The organism is Pseudoalteromonas prydzensis (genome assembly GCF_001661495.1).
GTDB classification, from domain to species: Bacteria; Pseudomonadota; Gammaproteobacteria; order Enterobacterales; family Alteromonadaceae; genus Pseudoalteromonas; species Pseudoalteromonas prydzensis.
Genome location: NZ_BDDT01000001.1, coordinates 159,971 through 182,849, shown reverse-complemented (window position 1 = coordinate 182,849; position 22,879 = coordinate 159,971). Strand labels below are relative to the sequence as shown.

Sequence of the window (22,879 nt, the reverse complement as noted above, 5' to 3'; positions counted from 1 at the left end):
ATACCTACAGCGTTTTACGCCTCGTAAAGCAAAAACCATCGTAGCAAAAGCAGCTTGAGGCTGCCTATTTCAAATGATTTTATACCTTTCTTTTGTTTCACATAAGCGCGAAGAAATAGCATTTTGGGGAATTATAAATTTCAAAATTAAACGTATCAAGGAATAATTTATATTGACTTGATGTGTTTTTATGACTAAGTTAACACTCTGTAAAGATAAACGATAACTTATGTCTTGGTTTAACAACTTTAAACCAGTAGTAGCTGTACAAGTACTTTGAAATATAATAAAGGTTAAATGCTTATACTATGAATAATAAATTCCACACAATTACAACTCAATTCAAAAAATCATTACTCGCCACGTTGGTTATTTCGGCTTCTAGTACGGCTTTTGCTAATGATGCTGAACAGCTAGGCAAAGAACAATTAGCAAAAGAACAATTAACAAAAGAAGATATCGAACGAATAGAAGTAAAAGGCTACGCAGCGTCTGTTGAGAAGAGCCTTAATATGAAACGCTTTGCTAACAGTGTTGTTGATGCTGTATCTGCAGAAGATATCGGTAAATTTCCGGATCAAACCGTAGCCGATGCCCTACAGCGCATCCCTGGTGTGCAAGTTGAAAAAGATCTTGGCGGAGAGAGTGATCGAGTCAGTATTCGTGGTACAGCACCCCATCTAAACATTACCTTATTAAATGGCCAGAGTGTTGCATCAGCGACGGCATCGGCATCTATTACTCGTCCATCACGTGGTTTTAACTATTCACTTTTGCCTGCAGAATTAGTTGATACTTTAGAAGTGTTTAAGTCAGCTGAAGCTGATGTTGATGAAGGTTCTATTGGTGGCACTGTGGTGGTGAGAACACGCAAGCCGTTAGACAGTGAATCTAACTATGCCGCATTGTCAGTGAAAGCATTTCATTTTGAAAATGCCGATGAAACTAAACCCTATATTTCAGGTTTATATTCTTGGAAAAATGAAGCAGAAGACTTTGGTTTTAATGTGGGCTTTGTGCGCAAAGAACTCGCCACCCAAAGAGACAGTAAAGAGGTAAGATTTGGTTACCGTAGTACAGATGCCAATGGTGATGGCAATAATGAGTATTACCCTGGGGCGGTCGGTTATAACCGCTACGCCAGTGATTCGGATTTAAATACGCTTACGGCTACCTTGCAATACGCACCTTCAGCAAATCTAGATATTGTATTTAATAACTTGTATTCAAAATCTGAGCATGAGTCGTACGGTACTTATTCAAGTGGTTTTATCTTACAAAACATTGGCAATATCGAGCAAGCCGATATTGTCGATGGTACTGTTGTTGCTGGGACGTTACCTGCCCATAGTAATTTAGGTTATTATGGCAATGCCGGATACCAAGGTGAATTTAAAACTCAAGCTCACGATATTAAAGTTACCTATGCAAAAGATAACTACACACTGACAACCCAGTTTGGCTATAGTAAAGCTGAAGGTGCTGTAAGTGACGTATATTCAGAATACTATGCGAACACAGACGCCTCGTACAGCATTGAAAATGGCACACCTGAGGTTACATTATCAGACACCCTTACTCCAGCCGATTATCGCTTAGATTACAATCATAAAAATGATATCGCGAATGATTCAGATGAGAAATATGTGCAATTTGATTTTGAATATCAGCTCGATAATGATTACTTTACGGCGATCAAAACCGGCGTTAAATACCGTGAGCACAGTAAAGCTGCAAATTTAATTAAAGCAAATTACCCTAAAAAGGGGGCTGACGGCAGTACCAATAATTTAGGCCAGTTTGCAACTACCACAGTTAATGACTTTATGGGCGGTGATAATGCCATTTTATGGCAATTTGATAATGCAGCTTACAGTAAATGGATTGCAGAAACCGAACCGTCAACGGCGCCGTATGAGCACCTAGATTATACTTACGATTTACAAGAAACCATTACTGCAGGTTACGTGAAAGCATTATTTTCATTCAGCGATTTTCGCGGTAACTTAGGTGTACGAGCAGTCAAAACCGATGTTGACTCGCAGTCTCTACAATATACGGGGCGTAGTTTTGATCCGCAAAATATTGAAGAAGTTGGTTTTTCTACTAGTTATGACGACTTTCTACCCAGTTTAAATATCGCTTATGATTACAGTGATGAGTTCATCCTACGTTTTGCAGCAGCAAAAGTGATGTCTCGCCCTGATTATGACTTTTTATCCGCTCGTAAAAGTGGTTATTGTGCCGCAGCAAGCGGTTGTAAGGGAAATGAAGGAAACCCTGATTTAAAACCATATCGCGCTTCGCAATATGACTTATCTGCTGAATGGTATTTCAATGAGTCATCAATTTTATCATTAGCTTACTTCTACAAAGATATAGATTCATACATTACCAATAGCACCGTTGATAAAGAATGGATGTGGACAGATCCTGATACAGGTCTTGAAGAGCTACGTACCTTTTTGATCACTCAGCCAGTAAATGGTTTGGGTGGCGAAAATTCAGGCTTTGAAGTTAATTATACGCAAAAGCTAGGTTATGGTTTTGGCATTCAAACAAACTATACCTACTCTGATGCAGAGCTTGAGCAAACAGCAGAGCAAATTGCCGCTGGCGAAGAGGCTGTGCTGCCTAATAATTCAGAAGATACTTTTAATGCCACAGTGTATTACGAGAATATGGGCTTTAGTGCAAGGGTTTCATATACTTATCGCTCTGAATACTTCTATACTACTTATTTAGGGTTAAACCAGTATATTGATGACTTTGGTCAATATGATTTGAACCTTAGCTACAATGTGACAGATAACCTGAATGTGGTATTTCAAGCAATTAATTTAACAGATGAAGACCAGCGTTCAATGTCAAGTAACAGCACTGGTATGTCAGATAGCAATCGTCCACTTGCTATTCATAATTATGGTCGTAGATTCTTACTCGGCGCCCAGTATAAATTTTAATTCCCCCCCGTTATAAATAGCCGATAGTCCCCACTATCGGCTATGTTTTTTCACATGTTAGGAAATAAATGATGCATCGAGTAATTCTTTCTCTGCTCATAGCTGTTACTTTAATCGCTTGCCAGTCCGCTCCGTTAACACCTACTACTAAAAAACAAGCTAACCCGTTGCTTGCAACTATTCATACAGAAGACGTTGTTCGTGAATTTCGTGCCGCATGGGTCGCGACTGTTGCAAATATTAACTGGCCGCAGCAACCTGGTCTGCCTGTCGAAGAGCAAAAACGCCAAGCAATAAATATATTAGATACACTGCAAGCAAATAATTTTAATACAGTGATCTTTCAAGTACGGCCTCAAGCAGATGCCCTTTATCAAAGCTCTACTGAGCCATGGTCTTACTATTTAACTGCTAAGCAGGGGCAAGCGCCGGAACCTTTTTATGATCCGTTGCAATTTTGGATTGAACAAGCACACAAGCGCGGTTTAAAGCTACATGCGTGGTTCAACCCTTACCGGGTTCATCACCCATCGGGTGGCAGTGTCAGCGAGCAGTCAATGAGTATGCAGATGGCAGAAGATGTCGTGCAGCTTAAAAATGGTATGCACTGGTTTATTCCAACTAATCAGTCAGTCATCGATTATAGTATTGCGACGTTACTAGAATTGGTAAAAAACTATGACATTGATGGCCTTCACTATGATGATTATTTTTATCCCTATCCGTCATACAACGAAGGTGAAGACTTTCCTGATCAAAGCCAATATTTAAATTATCAACAGCAAGGAGGTAAATTAACTAAAGGTGACTGGCGCCGAGCTGCGGTAAATCAATTTACTAAAACGCTCTACGAGCAGGTAAAACAACTCAAGCCACATGTACAAGTGGGTATTAGCCCATTTGGTATTTATCGTCCTAAGCAGCCGGCTACTATCCGTGGTTTAGATCAGTATGAAAAGCTCTATGCCGATGCCAAACTGTGGCTAAATGAAGGCTGGCTTGATTATTTTACTCCGCAATTATATTGGTCAATTAATCAATATTCACAGAGCTACCCTGTGTTACTTGCATGGTGGCAATCACAAAATACTCAACAGCGTCATTTATGGCCTGGTATCAACACACTGATAGCAAATACGGATGCCGGAATAGACGAAGTCGTTAACCAAATTATGATCAATCGGGCGATGCTTAATAACTCGCCTGGCGTTGTATTTTGGAATGTAAAATCATTAGAAAACCCCGACTTTTCTCAGGTAATAGAGCAGGGTGTGTTTCAACATCAAGCATTACTGCCGCTATCAAATTGGTTACCAGCTCAGCAGGTGAGTAAACCTACCGTTAGCTATAACCAGTATGCACAGGAAACAAAATTGAGTTGGCATCATGCGCAACCTGAGCATGTATTTAAAACCCTTGTTTATCTTAAATATGGCGATGATTGGCAGTATAAAATCTATCCAGCAATGATGCGCTCAATCACAGTTGAAAATAACAACAATGGACAGCCACTGACAAATATCCGAGTTGTTGCAGTAAGCCGTGATGAAGTGCTTAGTGAGCCTGCGGAAGTACAGCTTAAGTAACCCGAACTCTGGATAATAAATCTATCTGCAGTGGCTACTTGCAATGCTAGTTAAAGTAGAAAAAGCGCACCGGGCAGGGTGCGCTTTGAGGGTTTAATCCTGTGTTGCTAATAGCAATTTGGGATTAACTAAAAACTCGGTGAGTAACGAACGGCAACACCAAGGGTGCGGCCAATAACGCTGTAATCACTGACGGTATTAAAATGGTTTGCGCCGATGTCAGGTGTTGGTGGTGCTTTGTCAAACAGGTTATCGATACCAAAGTTAACCGCGATGCTGTCGGTTGCTTGCCACGATGCGGCAAAGTCCATGTAATCTTGCGCATCGATTGTTTCTGATCTATCTACAGCATAGTCGACTTCGCCAATTCTGCGCCAGCCTAATTGGAAATTCATCGTGTCTAGCTGCCAATCAAAGGTCGCTCGGTGTTTATAGTCAGCTTGTAAAATGCTGGCAAAATCCCCTGAACAGGCGCTTCCGTAAGTGCCTTTACAATCAACTTCGGCAACCGTGCTGTTATTTTGGCGAGTTTGTTTGGTTACAAAGTTGCCTTGATATGAGAATCGAAAACGACCGCCTAACGTCATTGGCGCATCAATTACATAGTTAGCAGCTAGATCAATACCTTCTTGCTCAATTGCAGCAAGGTTAAAATCGTTTACAATCGCAGTGCTGATAAAGCCCGTGTTTGGATCGCGAAGCACAGCACCACACAAAGGGTTGTTTGGATTTGGATCGTCGATATAACAGCTTTGTAATGCCGCAGCAGGTTGAATTTGACTTACCGCATCAGTTACACGAATGCTGTAGTAATCAACTGATAGGTCAAAGCCCTCAATGTAACTTGGGGTATAAACCACTCCTAAAGTATCTGATTCTGCTTGTTCAGGCTTGATATTTGGGTTACCGCCGTAAGTATACTCGGCCGTGGTTGAATCATACTCAGTGCCTACTGGTGGTGCACCAAATGCAGCACATTGCGCTGCGTCCCCCGTACCTAGCAAGCATGGATCGCCATTAAAACGACCAGCAAAGCGTGGTACAAATTGGTCACTATTTTGGTCAAATAAAGCCAATGATAACCCTGTGATCGGACTTGCGAATTCGCCTAAATTTGGCGCTCTAAATGCCGTGAGCTTATTAGCACGAATACGAATGTCGTCATTAATAGCCCAGTTAATACCAAGCTTATAAGTGTCTTCGGCTTCGGTGTTTGAGTAATCAGAAATACGATAAGCACCTTCAAAGCTTAGCTCTTTGGCAAATGGCATATCAACTAAGATAGGCACTAAAATTTCTGCATAAAACTCGCTACTGTCAAAACTGGCGTCCATATCAAACGCGCTAACTGACGCAAAGCTAGTGCCATTTCTAAACGCATCACCTGGGGTTTGTTTGCCGGTTTCTTTGCGGTATTCATAACCAATCGCAAAGTCTACATAACCTGCTGGTAGTTCAAAAAGGGCACTTGAATCGCCGGATAAAGTGGCGGCAAACACGCTTTGGGTACGCTCGCGGGTGGTGTAAAGGAGTGGATCGCTAAATTCGCTTAAATCTAAATTAGGATCAAAAATGTCCATGGTATTGGCAATACTGGCAAAGCGGCTATTACCACTGTTATCGATTTTATAGCCATTATTGTAAATTGTAGCGACTTCGTCAGTTTGACCGTATTGACCATAAATGTCATAGCGTAAGTAATCGGTAATATCGCCTTTTAAACCTAATTGAAATTGCAGTGAATCACGCACTGCTTCGGTGTTTTGTACACCTAAACCTAAGTTACGCTCAACATTAACCAGTGCATTGCCATCAGCATCAAAGCTTAGTTGTTGGCGTAGTTGATCAGGAATATATTGATTATCTTCAGTTAGCGTCACTTGCTCGTTAACAAGGATAGGCGTTTGGCCGCTAGCGCCGGCGCCATTGACGGTAACTTTTGAATACATAGCACGGCCGTAAATGATGGCGCTATCGCTGGCATCAACATCAAATAATAACCCAGCAGAAAATCTATCCATTGGCTGAGTTAGGTAACGGTCGCCGGTAAAGTCACTGGTTTGACGGTCGCTCACGACTTGCCCTGCGTCATTAATTGCTAAACTATTGCCGCTGACAACATCGGTGTAAAACCCGCCGCTATTGATCATAGTTGCGCCGTTTTCTAAGGCATAATCACGTTCACCAGCAAGTAACTCTTTTCGCTGTGAATAGCCTAGGTAGCCTGTAATATGGCCACGGCCATCGGCAATATCGCCACCAAAAATGGCTTCAAAGTTAAGTTTTTCATTGCCGCCGTCGGCAGTTTCATAGCTACTTGAAAATTCAGCGCCGCTAAAATCATCATCTAGTACAAAATTGACCACCCCTGCAACCGCATCGGCACCGTATACCGCAGCAGCGCCGCCCGTTAAAACATCAACACGTTTGATCAAACCAGCAGGAATCGTATTAACATCTACTGAGTTACGAAAACTAAACGGTACTGCACGGGTGCCATCAATAAGCACCAACGTACGGTTTTGACCAAGGCCACGTAAATCAATGGTTGATGAACCAAATGAATCGCCCACTGTAGCGCCGGTACTATTTGCACCCGCTGCTGCTTGTGGCAACTTAGCGGTAATGTCTTCAACATTTACAGCACGATCTAAATGTATTTGTGTCTCGTCAACACTCACCACAGGGCTACTAGACACTAATTCAGTGCGTTGAATACGCGAACCTGTCACAGTGATAACTTCAGGTTTCTTTTGCTCAACAGCTTGTTCCGCGGCTATTAATGCAGGGCTGGTTGTAGTAATAATTGCCAATGCAATAGGAGACAGTAAATGCAGTGGCCGTATTGAGTTATGTTTGCAGTATTTCATTGTCGATTCCCGTGGTTATGTATTTTTTGCTATTATGAGTGTTGATTAGTTTTAAAGCATTTTTAACGTGTTTGCAATAATTATTCTTTCAATATTTAAAGTTAAGGTATAAAGTATTCCTTGTGGTTTGACACGGTTATAAAAAATAATATATTGATTTAAAAGGTAAATATAATGCATCAGCATATATTAAAGCTGTATAATAGTGCTAAAAAGCAACAAAGATTGATAATTGGTCTGATGAGTGGCACATCACTTGATGGCCTCGATGTTGCGTTATGCCAGATTTCAGGCCAAGGTATGGAGACCCAAATTGCAGTCTTGGCCTTTGAAACTGTTGATTATGACGATGACTATAAGCAAAAAATAAAAAAGGTGTTTGCTAAGCGTGAATGTGACCTTGAACTGGTCACTTTATTGCACCCTTGGGTAGGTGCGTTACACGGTAAAATGGTGAACCAGTGTTTAGCAAAATGGAATATAGCCGCGGATGACATTGATGCAATTGCCAGTCACGGGCAAACCATTTATCACTGCCCGAACAGCCAACATAGCCACGCTGATTTTAATCACGGTACCTTGCAAATAGGTGATAGCGACCATGTAGCAGTAACAACCGGTATTACCACGATTGGCGATTTTCGCCAAAAACACATTGCTGCTGGCGGCGAGGGGGCACCTTTAGCGGTGTATGGCGACTACTTATTTTTTACCAGTGCTGATGAAAACCGTATTTTGCTGAATATGGGCGGTATTGCAAACTTAACCTATTTGCCCAGATCTGCCGATGCCAGTGCGGTGTTTAGTTCCGATATTGGGCCTGGTAATACCATTATGGATGCGTATATTCAGCGTTACTTTGCGCCACTGCATTATGATAAAGACAGTCAAGTTGCAGCTCAAGGTACGGTTAATCAAGCTTTGCTAACAGCACTTTGTGATAATGAGTTTTTTAGTTTGGCGTTTCCAAAAACCACCGGGCCTGAAGTATTTAACTTGCAATACCTAGCGCGAGCGCAAGCTGCAACAAATACTACCGAGCTGAGCCATCACGATATTATGGCCACACTCAATCGCTTTTCAGCTCAAGTGATAGCTAACGCTATTAATGATTGTAGTGCTAAGCTTGATAATGTTGCTGTTTATGCAAGTGGCGGTGGAATTCATAACCCATTACTTATGCAGCATATTTTATCTTTATGCCCGCAGTTGCAGACGATCAATAATACTCAGTCATTAGGCATTGATCCCGATGCCAAAGAAGCGGTGTTATTTGCCATTTTAGCAAACGAATGTTTAGCGGGAGGGCAGCAACGTTTTGGTAATCAAGCGCAAGGCATACCCACTATCACTATGGGTAAAGTGAGCTTTGCTGATTAAAAAAGTGATAAAAAAGAGCTGCTAAAGCTTGCTAGATACTGGCGAAAATCATGACTCTTTGTGGTTTTTTTAGCAGCGATCACAGGGATCACAAAGCCACTTTCATAAGGGGTGATCAATACATCAAACTCAGCGCTATCTTTTAGGGTAGCGTGAAGACCATGCAACATGAGCTGTAATACATATTCATTGCTATCATCATGAAAACCAATCTCAACTAATACAAGCTGCACTTCGCCTTTTTCAATATCTGCTAATGTAAGAGGGCGCTCTACATAATAACGTGCATCTCGGGCAACCAGATGAGTAACACTTAATGAAATGATATCTCCTTCATGCGCGTCTTCGGGTAAAACGCACAGTAGGCTGATCTCGTGGCGATCATTGGCAAGCAAATGCAACGTGTCATACTCCGTGGTGTGTGACATAGCTGCAGATAATAGATCTTCAAAAGATTGCAGTGCAAAGTTTAATCGCACTAAAGGGTTGCTCATTTCGTTTAGTCATCTTTCACAATAAGTTAAATTGAATATAAATTATCCATTAATTAGATTGCAGAATTATGACTGGAACTATGGTGGTATAGATTATGGTGAAAATAATTAAAATTTGTATTTTTTATTCTAAAGCAGTGGTTTTATCTTTAGTCACAATCATTCATTTTAATAGTACACTGCAAATAACAAAAATAATAAACAGGAATAATGATGAGCCACGTAATTGTTGCAGGTGTAGGCATGACCAAGTTTCAAAAGCCAGGTCAGCATCAGCCTTATCGTGTCATGGCTGCCAATGCGATTAAAATGGCAGTGAAAGATGCAGGTATTACCGCCAAACAAATCGAGCAAGCATTCGCAGCTTATATTTATGGTGATAGTACATCTGGACAGCATGCTTTTTATGATGTTATTCAAAGTGGTATAGCAATCGTCAACGTTCATAACAATTGTTCAAGTGGTTCATCAGCGCTATATTTAGCAAGGCAAGCTGTGTTGTCTGGTGAAGTTGAATGTGCACTTGCATTCGGTTTTGAAGAAATGCAACCGGGGGCGTTAGTGTCACATTGGCAAGATAGAGAAAGCCCATTTGATCGCGTTGAGCCTGTTTATGAGCAATTTAATGTACCACAAGGGCCTATCGCTTTAAGGGCATTTGGCAGTGCGGGGCGTCATTATATGGAAAAATATCATGTAGATGCGAGCTTATTTGCCAAAGTGGCTGTGAAATCTCGCGCTCACGCTGTCAATAATCCGTACTCGTTGTTTAATACCCCATTAACAATGGCTGATGTACTCAATGATAAAGTTATTTTTGATAACTACTTAACGCGTACTATGGCTTGCCCACCAACCTGTGGAGCGGCAGCTGCGATTATTTGTAGCGAAGCGTTTGCCAAACGAAATGGCCTATCGCATGGCGTGAAGATCCTAGCTCAAACCATGACGACAGACACGCAAGTGTCATGGCAAGATCCAATTTCTTCAGTGGGTGCTGATATGACTAAGCGCGCTGCGAATAAAGCATATAATAGTGCGGGTATTGGCCCACAAGAGATAGATGTTATTGAATTACATGACTGCTTTACGCCTAACGAAATAATTAATTATGAAGCCTTAGGTCTGTGTGCAGAAGGCGCAGCAATAGAGTTAGTTGAAAAAAATGATAATACCTACGGCGGTAAATTTGTGGTTGGTCCCTCAGGGGGGCTGATGTCGAAAGGCCATCCCATTGGGGCAACAGGGTTAGCGCAATGTGCTGAATTATGTTGGCATTTGCGAGGTGAGGCCGGTAAACGCCAAGTAACAGGCGCAAAATTTGCGCTACAGCATAATATTGGTTTAGGCGGCGCTGTAGTGGTGACTATTTATGGTCAGTAAGCTTCGTAAGGTAAACACCTAACCAATTAGACAGCTCGGTGATTACCGTGCCATTTATTTTAAAGGAAGTGTTTTTAATGTTTAAAAAATTAATATTTTTATCTGCGCTACTTTGTATCTCAGCAGTAAGTTACGCGAATACGGTAAAACCATTTAGTGGAGAGTTATCAACAGCGTCATTGATTGCTGAACACCCTAAGTTTGCACAGCAGTATCAGGCGTTTTCGCCAAGTGCTGATGAACTAAACGCAATGCAACAACTAGCCGGAAAAGAGTTACTGGTTTTGTTTGGTATATGGTGCCATGACAGCCAACGTGAAGTACCTCGTTTACTTAAGTTGCTTGATCAATCTAAAGTGAACATTAAAAGTTTAAAATTGATTGCAGTTGGGTACGATAAGCGTGATCCGCAAGGAATAGCTGCGCATTATAATTTAAAGTATACACCGACTATTATTGTGTTGGACGAAGGTGAAGAGCTTACCCGAGTGGTTGAAACGCCAACTCACTCGTTAGCCCATGATCTGAGCCAATCGAGCGCTGTTAAAAAATAATCATCGAAGTGATTTAGAATAATGAAAAATAATTAAGCAAATAAGAGTACCGACATGTTTGAGCAAGTAATAACGTTAATTGATGAAGTAAACAATCAAGATCCAAACCAAGAGCAGCATAACGATAATGTTTGGCCTAAAGAGCGCTTATACTCAGAGCGGATGACAGATATGCTCAATCGTTTTCAGCCTGATGCCGACGAGTTAATGCATATAGCAGTTCGAGCGCAACACATTAAACGCTGGTGTTCACCGCGTAGTGATTTTCCGATGAATAAGCAAGGCTATCATCAATGGCGCAGTGCACTTTATATTTTCCATGCTGAAACAGTCGTTGCATTAATGCAACAAGCAGGCTGCTCTGAAGCCCTGCAGCAACGCGTTTATAATGCAGTGGCAAAAAAGCACATTAAGCGTAACCCTGACAGCCAGTTAGTTGAAGATATCGCAAGTTTAGTGTTTATCGAACATTACATGTTGGCGTTTGCGCAAACTAAACCTGATTATGATGAACAAAAATGGATTGGAATTTTACAACGTACGTGGCAAAAAATGTCACCACAGGCGCATGAATTTGTACTTGCTGGAAATGTTACGCTCCCTGCGCCACTGGTGCCTTTAATTGAAAAGGCATTAGCTGGCAATTGATATGAGCAAGGATTTTAAAGCAACTTAGTCTTGGCTAAGTTGCTGTTTTACATTTTGTACTTTCGCTAAAGTTTGCTGATCAACAATTACAGGCAATACCAGTTCCATATTCTCTAATGTCGTGGTGATTTGCTTTTTCAACATTGCTTTATTTTCATTCTGCATAACGTGAAGAGTTTCAGTTGTTTGTAGTTTTACTTGCTCACTTAATAATACTTCACTAGGGCTTAGTAACAGTAATGTCAGTAGTAGTGTATTCATCGCCATCTCCTTATTTAAATTACCGCTAAGATAAGGAAAATTGATGACAGTTGTGTGTGGCTTATATTGCTACAAAGTTAAACTTTAGTACTGTTTTGATGAAGGGCTAGGCTTGTAATAAGCAAATCAAGGTACCTTCAATTGCACGCACATAGGCATAATATTGAGTTTCTCTATAGCTTGGTGGGCAAAGTGGCTCAGCACCCGCCAATACCGCTCTATCATAGCTTTCGCTGAGCTCACTACAGCTAAAGCGCAGTTCAAAACCAAGCGCTGGCTGTTTTGGGTGAGCACGAATGTAGCCTTGTTTAAAATGAGCTTGTGCATAAGGGTGATTAGCAAATGCTATTTTGACAGCACCTGTTGCAAGCTCACCATATTCGGCATTATCACTGATTGATGAGGTACTCAAGCCAAATGCTTGATAGTAAAAGTCTAAAGTTTCTTCAACGTTATCTACGTAGATAACCTGATTCACTAACTCCATTAATTACTCTCTGCCGTTCTTCATTCTATAAATAAAGCACAGTTTTTGCTGTTATGCGACACAAGGCTTAACTAAATGGCTTAAATGCAGGCATAAAAAAACCTTGTAAAGGCCAACTCTACAAGGTTCAATTTTACAGCTTACAGCTTACAGCTTACAGCTTACAGCTTACAGCTTACAGCTATATCATTTATTACGGTTTTCTTTACTAAATGCGCGGATCTTACGTTTTTGCGAAAGAGTCACTTTATTAGTACGTCCTGCAAATGGGTTATCACCTTCTCTAAATTCAATCTTGATTGGCGTGCCCATAATTTTTAACGCTTTACGGTAGTAGTTCATCAGGTAGCGTTTATAGCTGTCTGGTAAATCATGTACTTGGTTACCGTGAATTACGATACGTGGTGGGTTATAACCCCCAGCGTGCGCGTATTTAAGCTTAACACGACGACCACGCACTAATGGCGGCTGGTGATCGGCTTGTGCCATGTCCATAATACGGCGCAGCATCGCGGTACTAATACGCTTAGTCGCTGATTCGTATGCTTCGTCAATCGATTCAAATAAGTGACCAACACCTGTACCATGCAGTGCTGAGATAAAGTGCAGGCGAGCAAAGTCGATAAAGCCTAGGCGGCGATCAAGCTCTGATTTAATACGATCTTTCACGTAGTCATCAAGGCCATCCCATTTATTTACCGCGATAACCAGTGAACGGCCTGAATTCAGCGCAAAACCAAGTAAACTGAGGTCTTGATCTGAAATACCATCACGGGCATCAACAACCAACAGCACTACGTTACAATCTTCGATTGCTTGTAGGGTTTTGATCACTGAGAATTTCTCAACCACGTCACTGACTTTCTTACGTTTACGAACACCTGCGGTGTCGATCAGTACGTATTCTTTCTCGTTACGAGTCATTGGGATATAAATCGAGTCACGCGTTGTGCCTGGCATATCGTAAACAATAACGCGTTCTTCACCTAATATACGATTAGTTAGCGTTGACTTACCTACGTTAGGACGGCCGATAATAGCGAGCTTTACTGGCTTATCCGCAAATGCTTCATGCGCAGTTGAGTCTTCATCATCTTCAGAATATAAATCGATTAACTCGTCGTCATCGCCTTTACCATCATCATTTTGTGCACTCAGCTCTGCTAGCAAAGGCTGTAAAGTGTGCTCAAGTAATAAGGTAATACCACGACCATGAGCGGCTGCAATATGGTGTACTTCGCCTAATGACAATTGATAGAACTCAGCACAGTTCGAATCGGCATCAATACCATCGGTTTTATTGGCAACAACAAAGCTTTTCTTTTCTTGTTTACGTAAATGATTGGCAATAGCTTGATCGGCTACAGTCATACCTACGCGGGCATCAACTAAGAATAATACGATGTCAGCTTCTTCAATCGCCAGTAGCGATTGATCAGCCATTTCGATTTCGATGCCTTCTTCAGAACCATCAATACCGCCCGTGTCTACCACGATAAATTCATAGCCATCGTAATTAGCTTGGCCGTATTTTCGATCTCGAGTTAAGCCAGGGAAATCGGCAACGAGTGCATCACGAGTACGTGTTAAACGGTTAAATAATGTGGATTTGCCCACATTGGGTCGCCCAACTAGAGCGATCACGGGAAGCATAAACTACCTCTTAAAAAAACAACAAAAGGCTTCGCATAGCGAAGCCTTACAAAAAATAAATTAGCTATTAATAAATTATAGCTATTTTAGCAAATTAGTTTGGTATTTTTACCGCGCTAATTTCACCGTCTCGGGTGTATAAAATCAGTTTATCGTCTGCAACAACTGGCTCAATAAAAAAGCCTGAGCTGTCGAAGTCTTCACGCGATACCAGCTCGCCTGATTCTTTATTTAGCCAATGTAAGTTACCTTCTTGGTCGCCCATGGCTAAATAATTTCCTGCTACCGCAGGCCCTGTTAAGTACCAACCACGAAGGGCCGGTTGGCTCCAGCGTTCAATGCCAGAGGTTTTATCTAGTGCGTAAACAACGCCGTCACTATCTACAACATAGATAGTTTGGGTGTCCATGGCAATTTCACGGTAACTGCTGTACTCACGTTTCCACACGACGTTACCAGAGCGAATGTCTACCGCTGCTAAGTTACCATTATAGGCAATAGCATAGGCATATGGGCCGCTGATCAAAGGCTGGGTATCAACATCTACTAAACGTTCGAATTCCGACGCGCCTTTGGGTGTTGCAATTTCAGCACTCCATGCAGAGTAACCGCTATCAGAAATGAGTACGCTTAATTTGCCGGTTTCAAGGCCAATTAATACACCGCCATTAGCAACGATAGGTGAGCTTTGACCACGTAATGTTAATGGAGGTACTTCTTGCTCATGGCTCCAACGCTCTTCACCTGTGTCTGGGTGCAGCGCGAGTAATTTACCTGAACCTAAATTAACGAATATAAGGCCATCGCCCGCAGCTGGTTTTGCGAGTACTTCACCTGGCACTTTTTTACGCCAAACAATTTCACCTGTTTCGCGGTCAAGGGCGAGTAAATAACCATGCTCTGAACCGATAAAAATTTTACCATAAGCTTGTAAAATACCGCCTGATAATTTGGCACTGATATCGCTTTCCCAAGGCCAAAAGCTTGAGTTTTCGCGGATATCGGTTTCCCAAATAGTGTCGCCATTTTCAAGTGATAGTGCTTCTACTTCACCATTACGACTTGCTACAAAAACACGGTCTTTATATACCGCTGGTGTTAAGCGTGAAAAATAGTGCTCAACACCATCGCCAATGCTTTCTTGCCAGACAACGTTGGTTTCAAACTGATTAACGATTTCAGGCAAGACGAGTTCTTCTTCATCGCTTGATGAACAACCTACTAAGGTGGCCATACATAACGCTATACTTGCCGCTGTTAATTTTTTCATGGTAACCCCTTACGCCGCTGGGCTAGTTACTGCTAAGTCATCAAGTTTGATTTGCAATAATGGGTTATTTTCAAGACCACCCGCATCTGCGGCCGCTTGATATGCTGTACGCGCTTGGTTTACATCGCCTTGAGCGGTGTAAATATCACCCTTAAGCTCTGCAACAGTCGCTGCAAATGACTTTGCCAACTCGCCATTTAGCGTCGTTAATGCTTGGTCGTATTGCTGTTGGGCAATTTGCACACGTGCTAAGCGAGTAGTCGCGGTTGCTTTTAAATCTGCGTTGTTTACGTTTTCTACAACCCAGCTAAGTTTTTCACTCGCTACATCAAGTTGGTCTTTTTCTACAGCTTCTTTTGCTGCAACAAAAGCTGCAAGTACGCTGTAATTAGTGTCTTTGTGCTCGGCGATAAACGTATCGGCTGCACCTAACACGGCACCACCTTCAACAAGCTGAGTGTACGCATCAGAGGCGTTTTCAGCAGTTGTGATTTGACTTTGGTTATAAGCTTTCCAGCCATACAGGCCGCCTAAACCAATGGCGACACCCAATGCTAGTGATAAACCATTTTCACGGAAAAAACGTTTGATCGCTTCTGCTTGTTGTTCTTCTGTTGAATAAATATCCATTCTTACCTCGTCTTTTTTAGCTGTTCACAAGCTCAGCTAAAAGCGTTTTAATTTGTTCTAATTCTAAGGTGACTTGTTCTTTACGCTCACGTAAATACTTAACTGTCACTACGCCTTGTTCTAATTCATCTTCGCCGATAATCAGTGCAACTAGCGCATCACTTTTATCTGCGCGTTTAAGTTGTTTCTTAAAGTTGCCACCGCCAGCATGTACCATAATACGCAAGCCAGGTACTTCAGCGCGTAATTTAGCGGCAATAATAGGTGCTTGAATACTGGCTTTATCACCCATCGCAGCCAAATATACATCAGCGCTGCGGCGAATGTCACCCACGCATTCTAATGCTTGTAACATTAACACTAAACGTTCCAGGCCCATAGCAAAGCCAACCGCAGGCGTTGTTTTGCCACCAAGCTGCTCAACTAAACCATCGTAGCGGCCACCGGCACATACAGTACCTTGTGCGCCAAGGCTATCTGTTACCCACTCAAAAACAGTGCGGTTATAGTAATCAAGACCACGGACTAACTTTTCGTTAACCGTGTATATGACGCCCGCTGCGTCTAAACGTTCACATAAATTTTCGAAATGTTCTTTTGATTCAGCATCTAAGTGCTCAGACAGTTTAGGCGCATCAGTTAAAATAGCTTGTACATCAGGGTTTTTGCTATCTAGTACGCGCAGTGGATTGGTATGCATACGACGTTTTGAGTCTTCATCGAGGGCATCAACGTGCTGTTCTAAGTAAACAACCAGTGCATCGCGATACTGAGCGCGCGCTTCATTCGAGCCTAAAGAATTCAACTCTAAACGAACGTGTTCGCTGATGCCAAATTGCTTCCATAACTGAGCCGTTAATAAAATAACTTCAGCATCAATATCTGCACTGGCAATACCAAAGGTCTCAAGACCAAATTGGTGAAACTGACGGTAACGACCTTTTTGTGGACGTTCATGGCGAAACATCGGACCCATATACCAAAGGCGTTGCTCTTGGTTATACAGTAAACCGTTTTGATTACCAGCACGTACGCACACAGCGGTGCCTTCTGGGCGCAGTGTTAAGCTGTCGCCATTGTGATCAGCAAAGGTGTACATTTCTTTTTCAACAATATCGGTAACTTCACCAATAGAGCGTTTAAAAAGATCGGTTGATTCTACAATTGGAAAACGAATTTCTTGATAACCGAATGAGGCTACAGTCTCGCGTAAGATGTTTTCTACTTTCTGCCAAACTTGAGTATCGCCCGGCAGACAATCGTTCATTCCACGTATTGCCTGAATTTGTTTTGCCACTGCTAAATCCTAAAAACTGTGTTTGTGTAATAAAAAAGACTACACAACAAGAATACTAAAAATTGACCCGCTATTATAGCTGGCATGCGTGCGGCAAACCACCCAGTTTGCCGACTATATTAACTTTATTCGACGATTTTAATGTCGATTGGGGTCTGCTTTTCTTTTTGAGCGATAAAGTCGCGCACGTAACCTTCGAGTTGATCAACAATATTGTTGTTATCAATTCGGGCTTTTTGACGTTCACCATTAATATAAAGGCCAGAACGACGGTTTGCACCAGCTAGACCAATATCGCTTACTAACGCTTCGCCTGGGCCATTGACCACACAGCCAATCACCGAAACTGACACTGGTTCGATGATATCTTCCAAGCGCTCTTCAAGCTGGTTCATGGTACTGACTACATCAAACTCTTGACGTGAACAACTTGGGCAAGCAATAAAGTTAATCCCACGCGAACGAATGCGCAGTGATTTTAAAATATCAAAACCGACTTTGATCTCTTGCACAGGATCTGCCGCGAGTGATACACGTAAAGTATCACCTATCCCTTCTGCTAATAGCATACCTAAACCAACGGCTGATTTTACTGAGCCTGAACGCATGCCGCCCGCTTCAGTAATACCTAAGTGCAACGGTTGGTCGATTTCTTTGGCAAGCAGACGATAGGCGCCCACGGCTAAAAATACGTCGGACGCTTTCACTGAAATCTTAAACTGATCAAAGTCTAAACGACGCAGTATATCAACATGGCGCATGGCTGATTCAAGTAAGGCTTCAGGTGTTGGTTCGCCATATTTCTCTTGCAAATCGCGCTCTAATGAGCCGCCATTGACACCAATACGAATTGGAATATTGTGCTCACGGGCAGCATCAACCACCGCACGAATACGTTCTTCGCTACCAATATTACCTGGGTTGATGCGCAAACAATCAACCCCGTATTTTGCTACTTTTAACGCAATACGGTAATCAAAGTGAATGTCTGCAACCAATGGAATAGTCACTTGCTCTTTAATACTTTTAAATGCTTCGGCAGCATCCATAGTTGGTACAGAAACACGCACTATATCGGCGCCGGCATCTTGGATTGCTTGAATTTGTGCAACGGTGGCATCAACATCCATAGTGTCGGTGTTGGTCATTGATTGCACAGCGATTGGTGCACCATCTCCGATAGGGACATTGCCGACGTTAATACGCGTTGATTTTCTGCGTTTAATTGGAGATTCTGAAAACATAACGACTACTCTGCTAACGGTAAATTAAATTTTGCTAAACGGTTTTTCGGGAAATTTGAAATATCAACTTTTTCACCATTGAGGGTGATATCAACAGCTTGGTGTTTTCCCAATACGACAGAAAAAGGTAGATGTCCAGTGACAGTCATCTCATAGCCTGCTTTTTTGACACCAAACGCCACTTTATCTCCTTTACCATCATGGATCTCAACCCAGCTTTCTTCATTGAAATGCATAACAATCGTGCCGATTCCATCCGCTTTCGGCTGGCTCGCTGTTATTGCTGGTTCAGTTGTATCGGCTTGAGTTGCTTGCTGCTCATCTAGCTGCTCATCGAGTTGTTCATCAGCTGGGGTTGCAAAGTCATCAATGGCCTCATCGGGACCCGCTTGCTCAAGTTGTGAAACAAGCACTGTATCAGGCTTCTGCTCGGGCAAAGTGACTGTACTTTCAGGCGTATTATTTATTGACGGTGTCACAACTTGCTTATCAATAGGAGCCGAGTTTTGCCACCACCACACTGCTGAAGAGCCAATAACAATCGCTAAAATAGCGTAACTTACTAGCATTAAGCGATTATCGTGCGCTTCTTTTTCTGTTCGCTTAGAAAAGCTTTGCATATTGGTTTTTTTAAAGGTTTCCTGCGGCTCTGGAAACAAGGCCATGATGACCGCTGTATCTAGATTAAACTCACGACAATAACTTTTAGCATAGCCTTTAATAAAAGTCGCAGGGCCGATTAAGTGGTGTTCGTCATTTTCAAGACGTTGTAATTGCAACACCGATAATTTTAAATTTTTAGCCAGCTCTTCAAGACTGACATCCGCTTGCTCTCGACTACTTTTTAAAGTTTGGCCAAGGGTTAAGCTGGTTGTTTCCGTATTTTCATCATTCATAATGCGTATGATTCAGGGTCCACTAGTAATAGTCTATGCCCAGGTTTAAGTGCAACATCTGGGCTTAATTTATTCCATCGCATTAACTGATCAATTAACAAACGACGCTTGGTGGCAATACTGTATAAGGTATCGCCGGTGTTAATCTCGTAATATATATTTGGATCATTGAGATAAATTTTTGTCCCATTGATCACCCGATCAGATTCTTTCAACGCATTCCATTGCAGTAATTTTTGTAGTTTAACATTGTATCGCACTGAAATGCTAAATAGGTTTTCACCATCTTGTAAAACATGGTAAGGCGTTGTCAATTGCGGGATCTGCGAGTTTAGCAACGGCGCTTGGGTATTTTGTTGTGGATCTTGAAAGCGGACCTCAGGTTGAGAGCTGCTGTTTGAACCAGAAAACACGGCCGCATCTCGTTGTGGCTGATAAAAAACAACTTTTTCACCGTCGCTTAAATCATTGCCAAACTGGGATTGATTTGTTGCTATCGGTTGGCTGTTTTTTGCTATGCTTAGATTGTCGGCAGCCGCACCAAAAGACACAATTTTAACCCCGTCTTGTGACTTATTTACGCGAGTTGACGTCTGCGATGACGGCGTTGTTGCTAAATGCACGGTTGGAACGGCTAATGCTTTTTCAACCTGTTCATCAGATGAGAGTGACGCAATATCTATCATTTGCGCATCGTTTGTGGTCGTTTTAGCAGGTACTTGCACAATTTCCAGCGCAGACATCACCGCTGCCGCATCATTGCTTTGTACCGTTTGCTTGGTTGTTGTGTCAGCGCTGCTTGGCAGTGCTACAGCGACAGTCGCCGTATTTAAAGCGGCCACGACAGAGCCAGTATCTACAGGGTTTGCAGATGTTTGCATAGCCGTACTTTTCACTGTGCTGTTTTGAACCTCTGCAATCACAGGTGTTACTAAGCTGGCGTTTAACTCAGCACTGTTTGCATTAGCTGTGCTCTGAGTTGTGGCTGTTGTTTGAGCCGCTATTTCTTGCGCCGTCGTACTAGTTGTTGGCGCTTTTTTCTTTTTTATAATGCGTATTTGCGGTGCTGAGTTCACCTCTCCCGCAGGGCTATTTGCTTGTAACTCATCTAATTTTGCTTGGCGATATTGCGAGCGCAGCATTTCAAACTCACTGCGTTTAGTTTGTTGTTCACGAATAAGCCTTGCTTCACTTGAGGTCGGGTAAGTTTGTAATATGGTGGCGGCTGTGGTTTCTGCTTTTTCAATATGGCCCATGCGTTGTTCAACTAAATAGCTGAGTAATAATGAGCGAGAGGATACTTGGCCACTGTTTTCATAACGCAGCAGCACTTCTTTTGCTTTGTGTAAGTCACTTTTTGCGTAATACAAGGCGGCTAAGCTGATCAGTGATGAGGCACGCATTGAGCTGTGGTTAATCGCTGATTTAAAATAGTTTTCTGCATTATCAAAGTCATCAAATTCAATGGCGCATAACGCTAAGTTTTCATAGCTTTCAGCAACACGGATATAGCTTGGGATCTCAATGGCTATTAGCAGTTGCTCAGTGGCACGGTCATACTCGCCAATACCGCATAAAAATACCCCATAGTTATTGCGTGTGTTCGGATCGTTGGGATCAATTTTTATCGCTTTTTGATAGGCTTTGTCTGCCAGTACGTTTTCGCCGACTTGTTGATAATAATATGCAAACGAGTAGTGGACTTCAGGAAGATCGGGAGAGAATGCGGCGGCTCGTTCTAGGTTATACTTTGCTTGTGAGCTGTTCCCTGTACTCAAATACTCTAGTGCTAAGGCAATACGGGTGCGAGCTGCGCCGGTATTATTGATTTTATTTTCAACAACGGGTTTGTCATTGCCATCATAACTATTTTCAGTTACACACCCTGTTAAAGCGAGTGCACTGATAGTTATAGCAAGTAAAGATCGCATTACTTCGTCTCTTTATTAGTGTCCATGCAGCTATATTACCGAAAAGCCCTTATGTTGCATCCTTTATTTCAAAAATAAATAGGCACTAAGGGCTTTGGAGGGGATTAAAAAATTAGGCTTGCTGAATATTTACGGCAATCGCATTATCCGCACGCATTTTCTTTTTCGCCAAACGCTTAGTACGGTCAACAACATCGCCCGCTAATTGCCCACAGGCTGCGTCAATATCATCCCCTCGGGTACGGCGTACAATGCAGGTAATGCCAGCAGCTTGTAATACTTTAGAGAAACGATCAATTCGGCTGTTGCTTGAACGTGTGTACTCGTTACCTGGAAACGGGTTAAACGGAATAAGGTTCACTTTTGACGGTGTACCCTTTAATGTTTTAACAAGTTCATGTGCTTGATCAGTGCTGTCGTTAACACCATTAAGCATCACGTATTCAATGGTCACGTCTTTATTTGCTTTAGAGCCATCAATATAACGACGACACGCCGCTAAAAATTCTTCAATCGGGTATTTTTTATTAATGGGTACTAAAATATCACGTAACGCGTTATCAGGAGCGTGCAAAGAAATCGCCAGTGCTACATCGATTTTTTCTTTCAATAAATCAAGTGCAGGCACCACCCCAGAAGTACTTAAAGTAACGCGGCGTTTCGATAAACCAAAACCCCAATCGTCCATCATCAGTTCCATTGCTGGAACAACGTTTTTAAGGTTAAGCAGCGGCTCGCCCATACCCATCATTACCACGTTGGTGACAGGGCGTTTCTCACTATTGCCGTCAAGGCCAATGTCTTTTGCTACGCGCCATACTTGGCCGATGATTTCAGATACTTTTAAGTTACGGTTAAAGCCTTGTTGTGCGGTCGAGCAAAAAGTACACTCTAATGCACAGCCTACTTGTGAAGATACACATAAGGTTGCGCGCTCTTTTTCTGGGATCCATACAGCTTCAACTTCTTGGCCTCCATCAAGTACTAATGCGTATTTGATGGTACCGTCACTTGCTTGCTGACGAACTGAAATTTCGGGTGCTACAATCTCACATTCTGCTTTAAGCTTTTCTTTCAGCTTTTTATTAACGTTGCTCATATCGTCAAAGTTATCAACGCCAAAATGATAAATCCATTTCATCACCTGATCGCCACGAAATGGCTTTTCACCGAACGATACAAATAACTCGCGCATTGCATCTCGGTTTAAATCTAATAAATTAATCTTTTTTTGCTCAGTGGTCATGAAACAACCTTAATCAGTGACGGTGGTGATAAAAATTTACGGGGATGAATTGTACACAATTCGACCAGCTTAGTCATTAGCTAAAC

18 protein-coding genes are annotated in these 22,879 nt (G+C 42.2%); 6 read left to right on the top strand and 12 right to left on the bottom strand.

What is annotated here, in order from left to right:
* Positions 1-308: 308 nt before the first annotated feature.
* Together A7968_RS00760 and A7968_RS00755 are read left to right on the top strand one after the other, a co-directional pair.
* A complete protein-coding gene (locus A7968_RS00760; protein ID WP_064664673.1) occupies positions 309-2,963 on the top strand; it encodes a TonB-dependent receptor in 2,655 nt (884 codons plus the stop codon).
* A gap of 68 nt (positions 2,964-3,031) precedes the next feature.
* Entirely contained in the window at positions 3,032-4,549 is a 1,518-nt protein-coding gene (locus A7968_RS00755) for a glycoside hydrolase family 10-like protein (protein ID WP_227008959.1), read from the top strand.
* 128 nt (positions 4,550-4,677) lie between these two features.
* Here A7968_RS00755 and A7968_RS00750 read toward each other — a convergent pair whose 3' ends face one another.
* On the bottom strand, positions 4,678-7,419 hold the full coding sequence (locus A7968_RS00750; RefSeq protein ID WP_064664672.1) for a TonB-dependent receptor domain-containing protein: 2,742 nt from the start codon (positions 7,417-7,419) through the stop codon (positions 4,678-4,680).
* A 174-nt stretch (positions 7,420-7,593) separates the two neighbouring features.
* On the opposite strand from A7968_RS00750, the gene A7968_RS00745 reads away from it, so the two are divergent.
* Complete coding sequence (locus A7968_RS00745) at positions 7,594-8,799, top strand: anhydro-N-acetylmuramic acid kinase (protein ID WP_064664671.1); 1,206 nt, start codon at positions 7,594-7,596, stop codon at positions 8,797-8,799.
* On the opposite strand, the gene A7968_RS00740 is transcribed toward A7968_RS00745, so the two are convergent.
* Positions 8,796-9,293 carry a hypothetical protein gene (locus A7968_RS00740; RefSeq protein WP_064664670.1) on the bottom strand — a complete coding sequence of 166 codons (498 nt, stop codon included), beginning with the start codon at positions 9,291-9,293 and terminating at the stop codon, positions 8,796-8,798. The two genes, A7968_RS00745 and A7968_RS00740, sit on opposite strands and share 4 nt — an antisense overlap.
* Positions 9,294-9,506: 213 nt before the next feature.
* On the opposite strand from A7968_RS00740, the gene A7968_RS00735 reads away from it, so the two are divergent.
* The 3 genes from A7968_RS00735 to A7968_RS00725 all read left to right on the top strand — a co-directional run bounded on the left by A7968_RS00735 (position 9,507) and on the right by A7968_RS00725 (position 11,878).
* Complete coding sequence (locus tag A7968_RS00735) at positions 9,507-10,676, top strand: lipid-transfer protein (protein WP_157586634.1); 1,170 nt, start codon at positions 9,507-9,509, stop codon at positions 10,674-10,676.
* Between the two features lie 77 nt (positions 10,677-10,753).
* Complete coding sequence (locus A7968_RS00730) at positions 10,754-11,230, top strand: TlpA family protein disulfide reductase (protein WP_064664668.1); 477 nt, start codon at positions 10,754-10,756, stop codon at positions 11,228-11,230.
* Between the two features lie 54 nt (positions 11,231-11,284).
* On the top strand, positions 11,285-11,878 hold the full coding sequence (locus A7968_RS00725; RefSeq protein WP_064664667.1) for a DUF4202 domain-containing protein: 594 nt from the start codon (positions 11,285-11,287) through the stop codon (positions 11,876-11,878).
* A gap of 24 nt (positions 11,879-11,902) precedes the next feature.
* Here the strand turns inward: A7968_RS00725 and A7968_RS00720 are convergent, their stop codons facing one another.
* The 10 genes from A7968_RS00720 to rlmN all read right to left on the bottom strand — a co-directional run bounded on the left by A7968_RS00720 (position 11,903) and on the right by rlmN (position 22,793).
* Positions 11,903-12,139, bottom strand: coding sequence for a hypothetical protein (locus tag A7968_RS00720; RefSeq protein ID WP_064664666.1), 237 nt, complete (start codon positions 12,137-12,139; stop codon positions 11,903-11,905).
* 106 nt (positions 12,140-12,245) lie between these two features.
* Positions 12,246-12,626, bottom strand: a complete 381-nt coding sequence (locus A7968_RS00715) for a VOC family protein (protein ID WP_064664665.1) — start codon at positions 12,624-12,626, stop codon at positions 12,246-12,248.
* Positions 12,627-12,812: 186 nt separating this feature from the next.
* The gene (gene der / locus A7968_RS00710; protein WP_064664664.1) at positions 12,813-14,279 is read right to left on the bottom strand and encodes a ribosome biogenesis GTPase Der; all 1,467 of its coding nucleotides are present in this window, start codon (positions 14,277-14,279) and stop codon (positions 12,813-12,815) included.
* 94 nt (positions 14,280-14,373) lie between these two features.
* Positions 14,374-15,549 carry an outer membrane protein assembly factor BamB gene (bamB, locus tag A7968_RS00705; protein WP_064664663.1) on the bottom strand — a complete coding sequence of 392 codons (1,176 nt, stop codon included), beginning with the start codon at positions 15,547-15,549 and terminating at the stop codon, positions 14,374-14,376.
* A gap of 9 nt (positions 15,550-15,558) precedes the next feature.
* On the bottom strand, positions 15,559-16,179 hold the full coding sequence (locus A7968_RS00700) for a YfgM family protein (RefSeq protein ID WP_064664662.1): 621 nt from the start codon (positions 16,177-16,179) through the stop codon (positions 15,559-15,561).
* A gap of 16 nt (positions 16,180-16,195) precedes the next feature.
* A complete protein-coding gene (hisS, locus tag A7968_RS00695) occupies positions 16,196-17,476 on the bottom strand; it encodes a histidine--tRNA ligase (protein ID WP_064664661.1) in 1,281 nt (426 codons plus the stop codon).
* 125 nt (positions 17,477-17,601) lie between these two features.
* Positions 17,602-18,720: a flavodoxin-dependent (E)-4-hydroxy-3-methylbut-2-enyl-diphosphate synthase gene (ispG, locus tag A7968_RS00690; protein ID WP_064664660.1), complete on the bottom strand. Its 1,119-nt coding sequence runs from the start codon at positions 18,718-18,720 to the stop codon at positions 17,602-17,604.
* 5 nt (positions 18,721-18,725) lie between these two features.
* The gene (locus tag A7968_RS00685) at positions 18,726-19,616 is read right to left on the bottom strand and encodes a RodZ domain-containing protein (RefSeq protein ID WP_064664659.1); all 891 of its coding nucleotides are present in this window, start codon (positions 19,614-19,616) and stop codon (positions 18,726-18,728) included.
* Complete coding sequence (gene pilW, locus A7968_RS00680; RefSeq protein ID WP_064664658.1) at positions 19,613-21,547, bottom strand: type IV pilus biogenesis/stability protein PilW; 1,935 nt, start codon at positions 21,545-21,547, stop codon at positions 19,613-19,615. The genes A7968_RS00685 and pilW overlap by 4 nt, the downstream gene beginning before the upstream one ends.
* A gap of 112 nt (positions 21,548-21,659) precedes the next feature.
* Positions 21,660-22,793, bottom strand: coding sequence for a dual-specificity RNA methyltransferase RlmN (rlmN, locus tag A7968_RS00675; RefSeq protein WP_064664657.1), 1,134 nt, complete (start codon positions 22,791-22,793; stop codon positions 21,660-21,662).
* Positions 22,794-22,879: the final 86 nt, after the last annotated feature.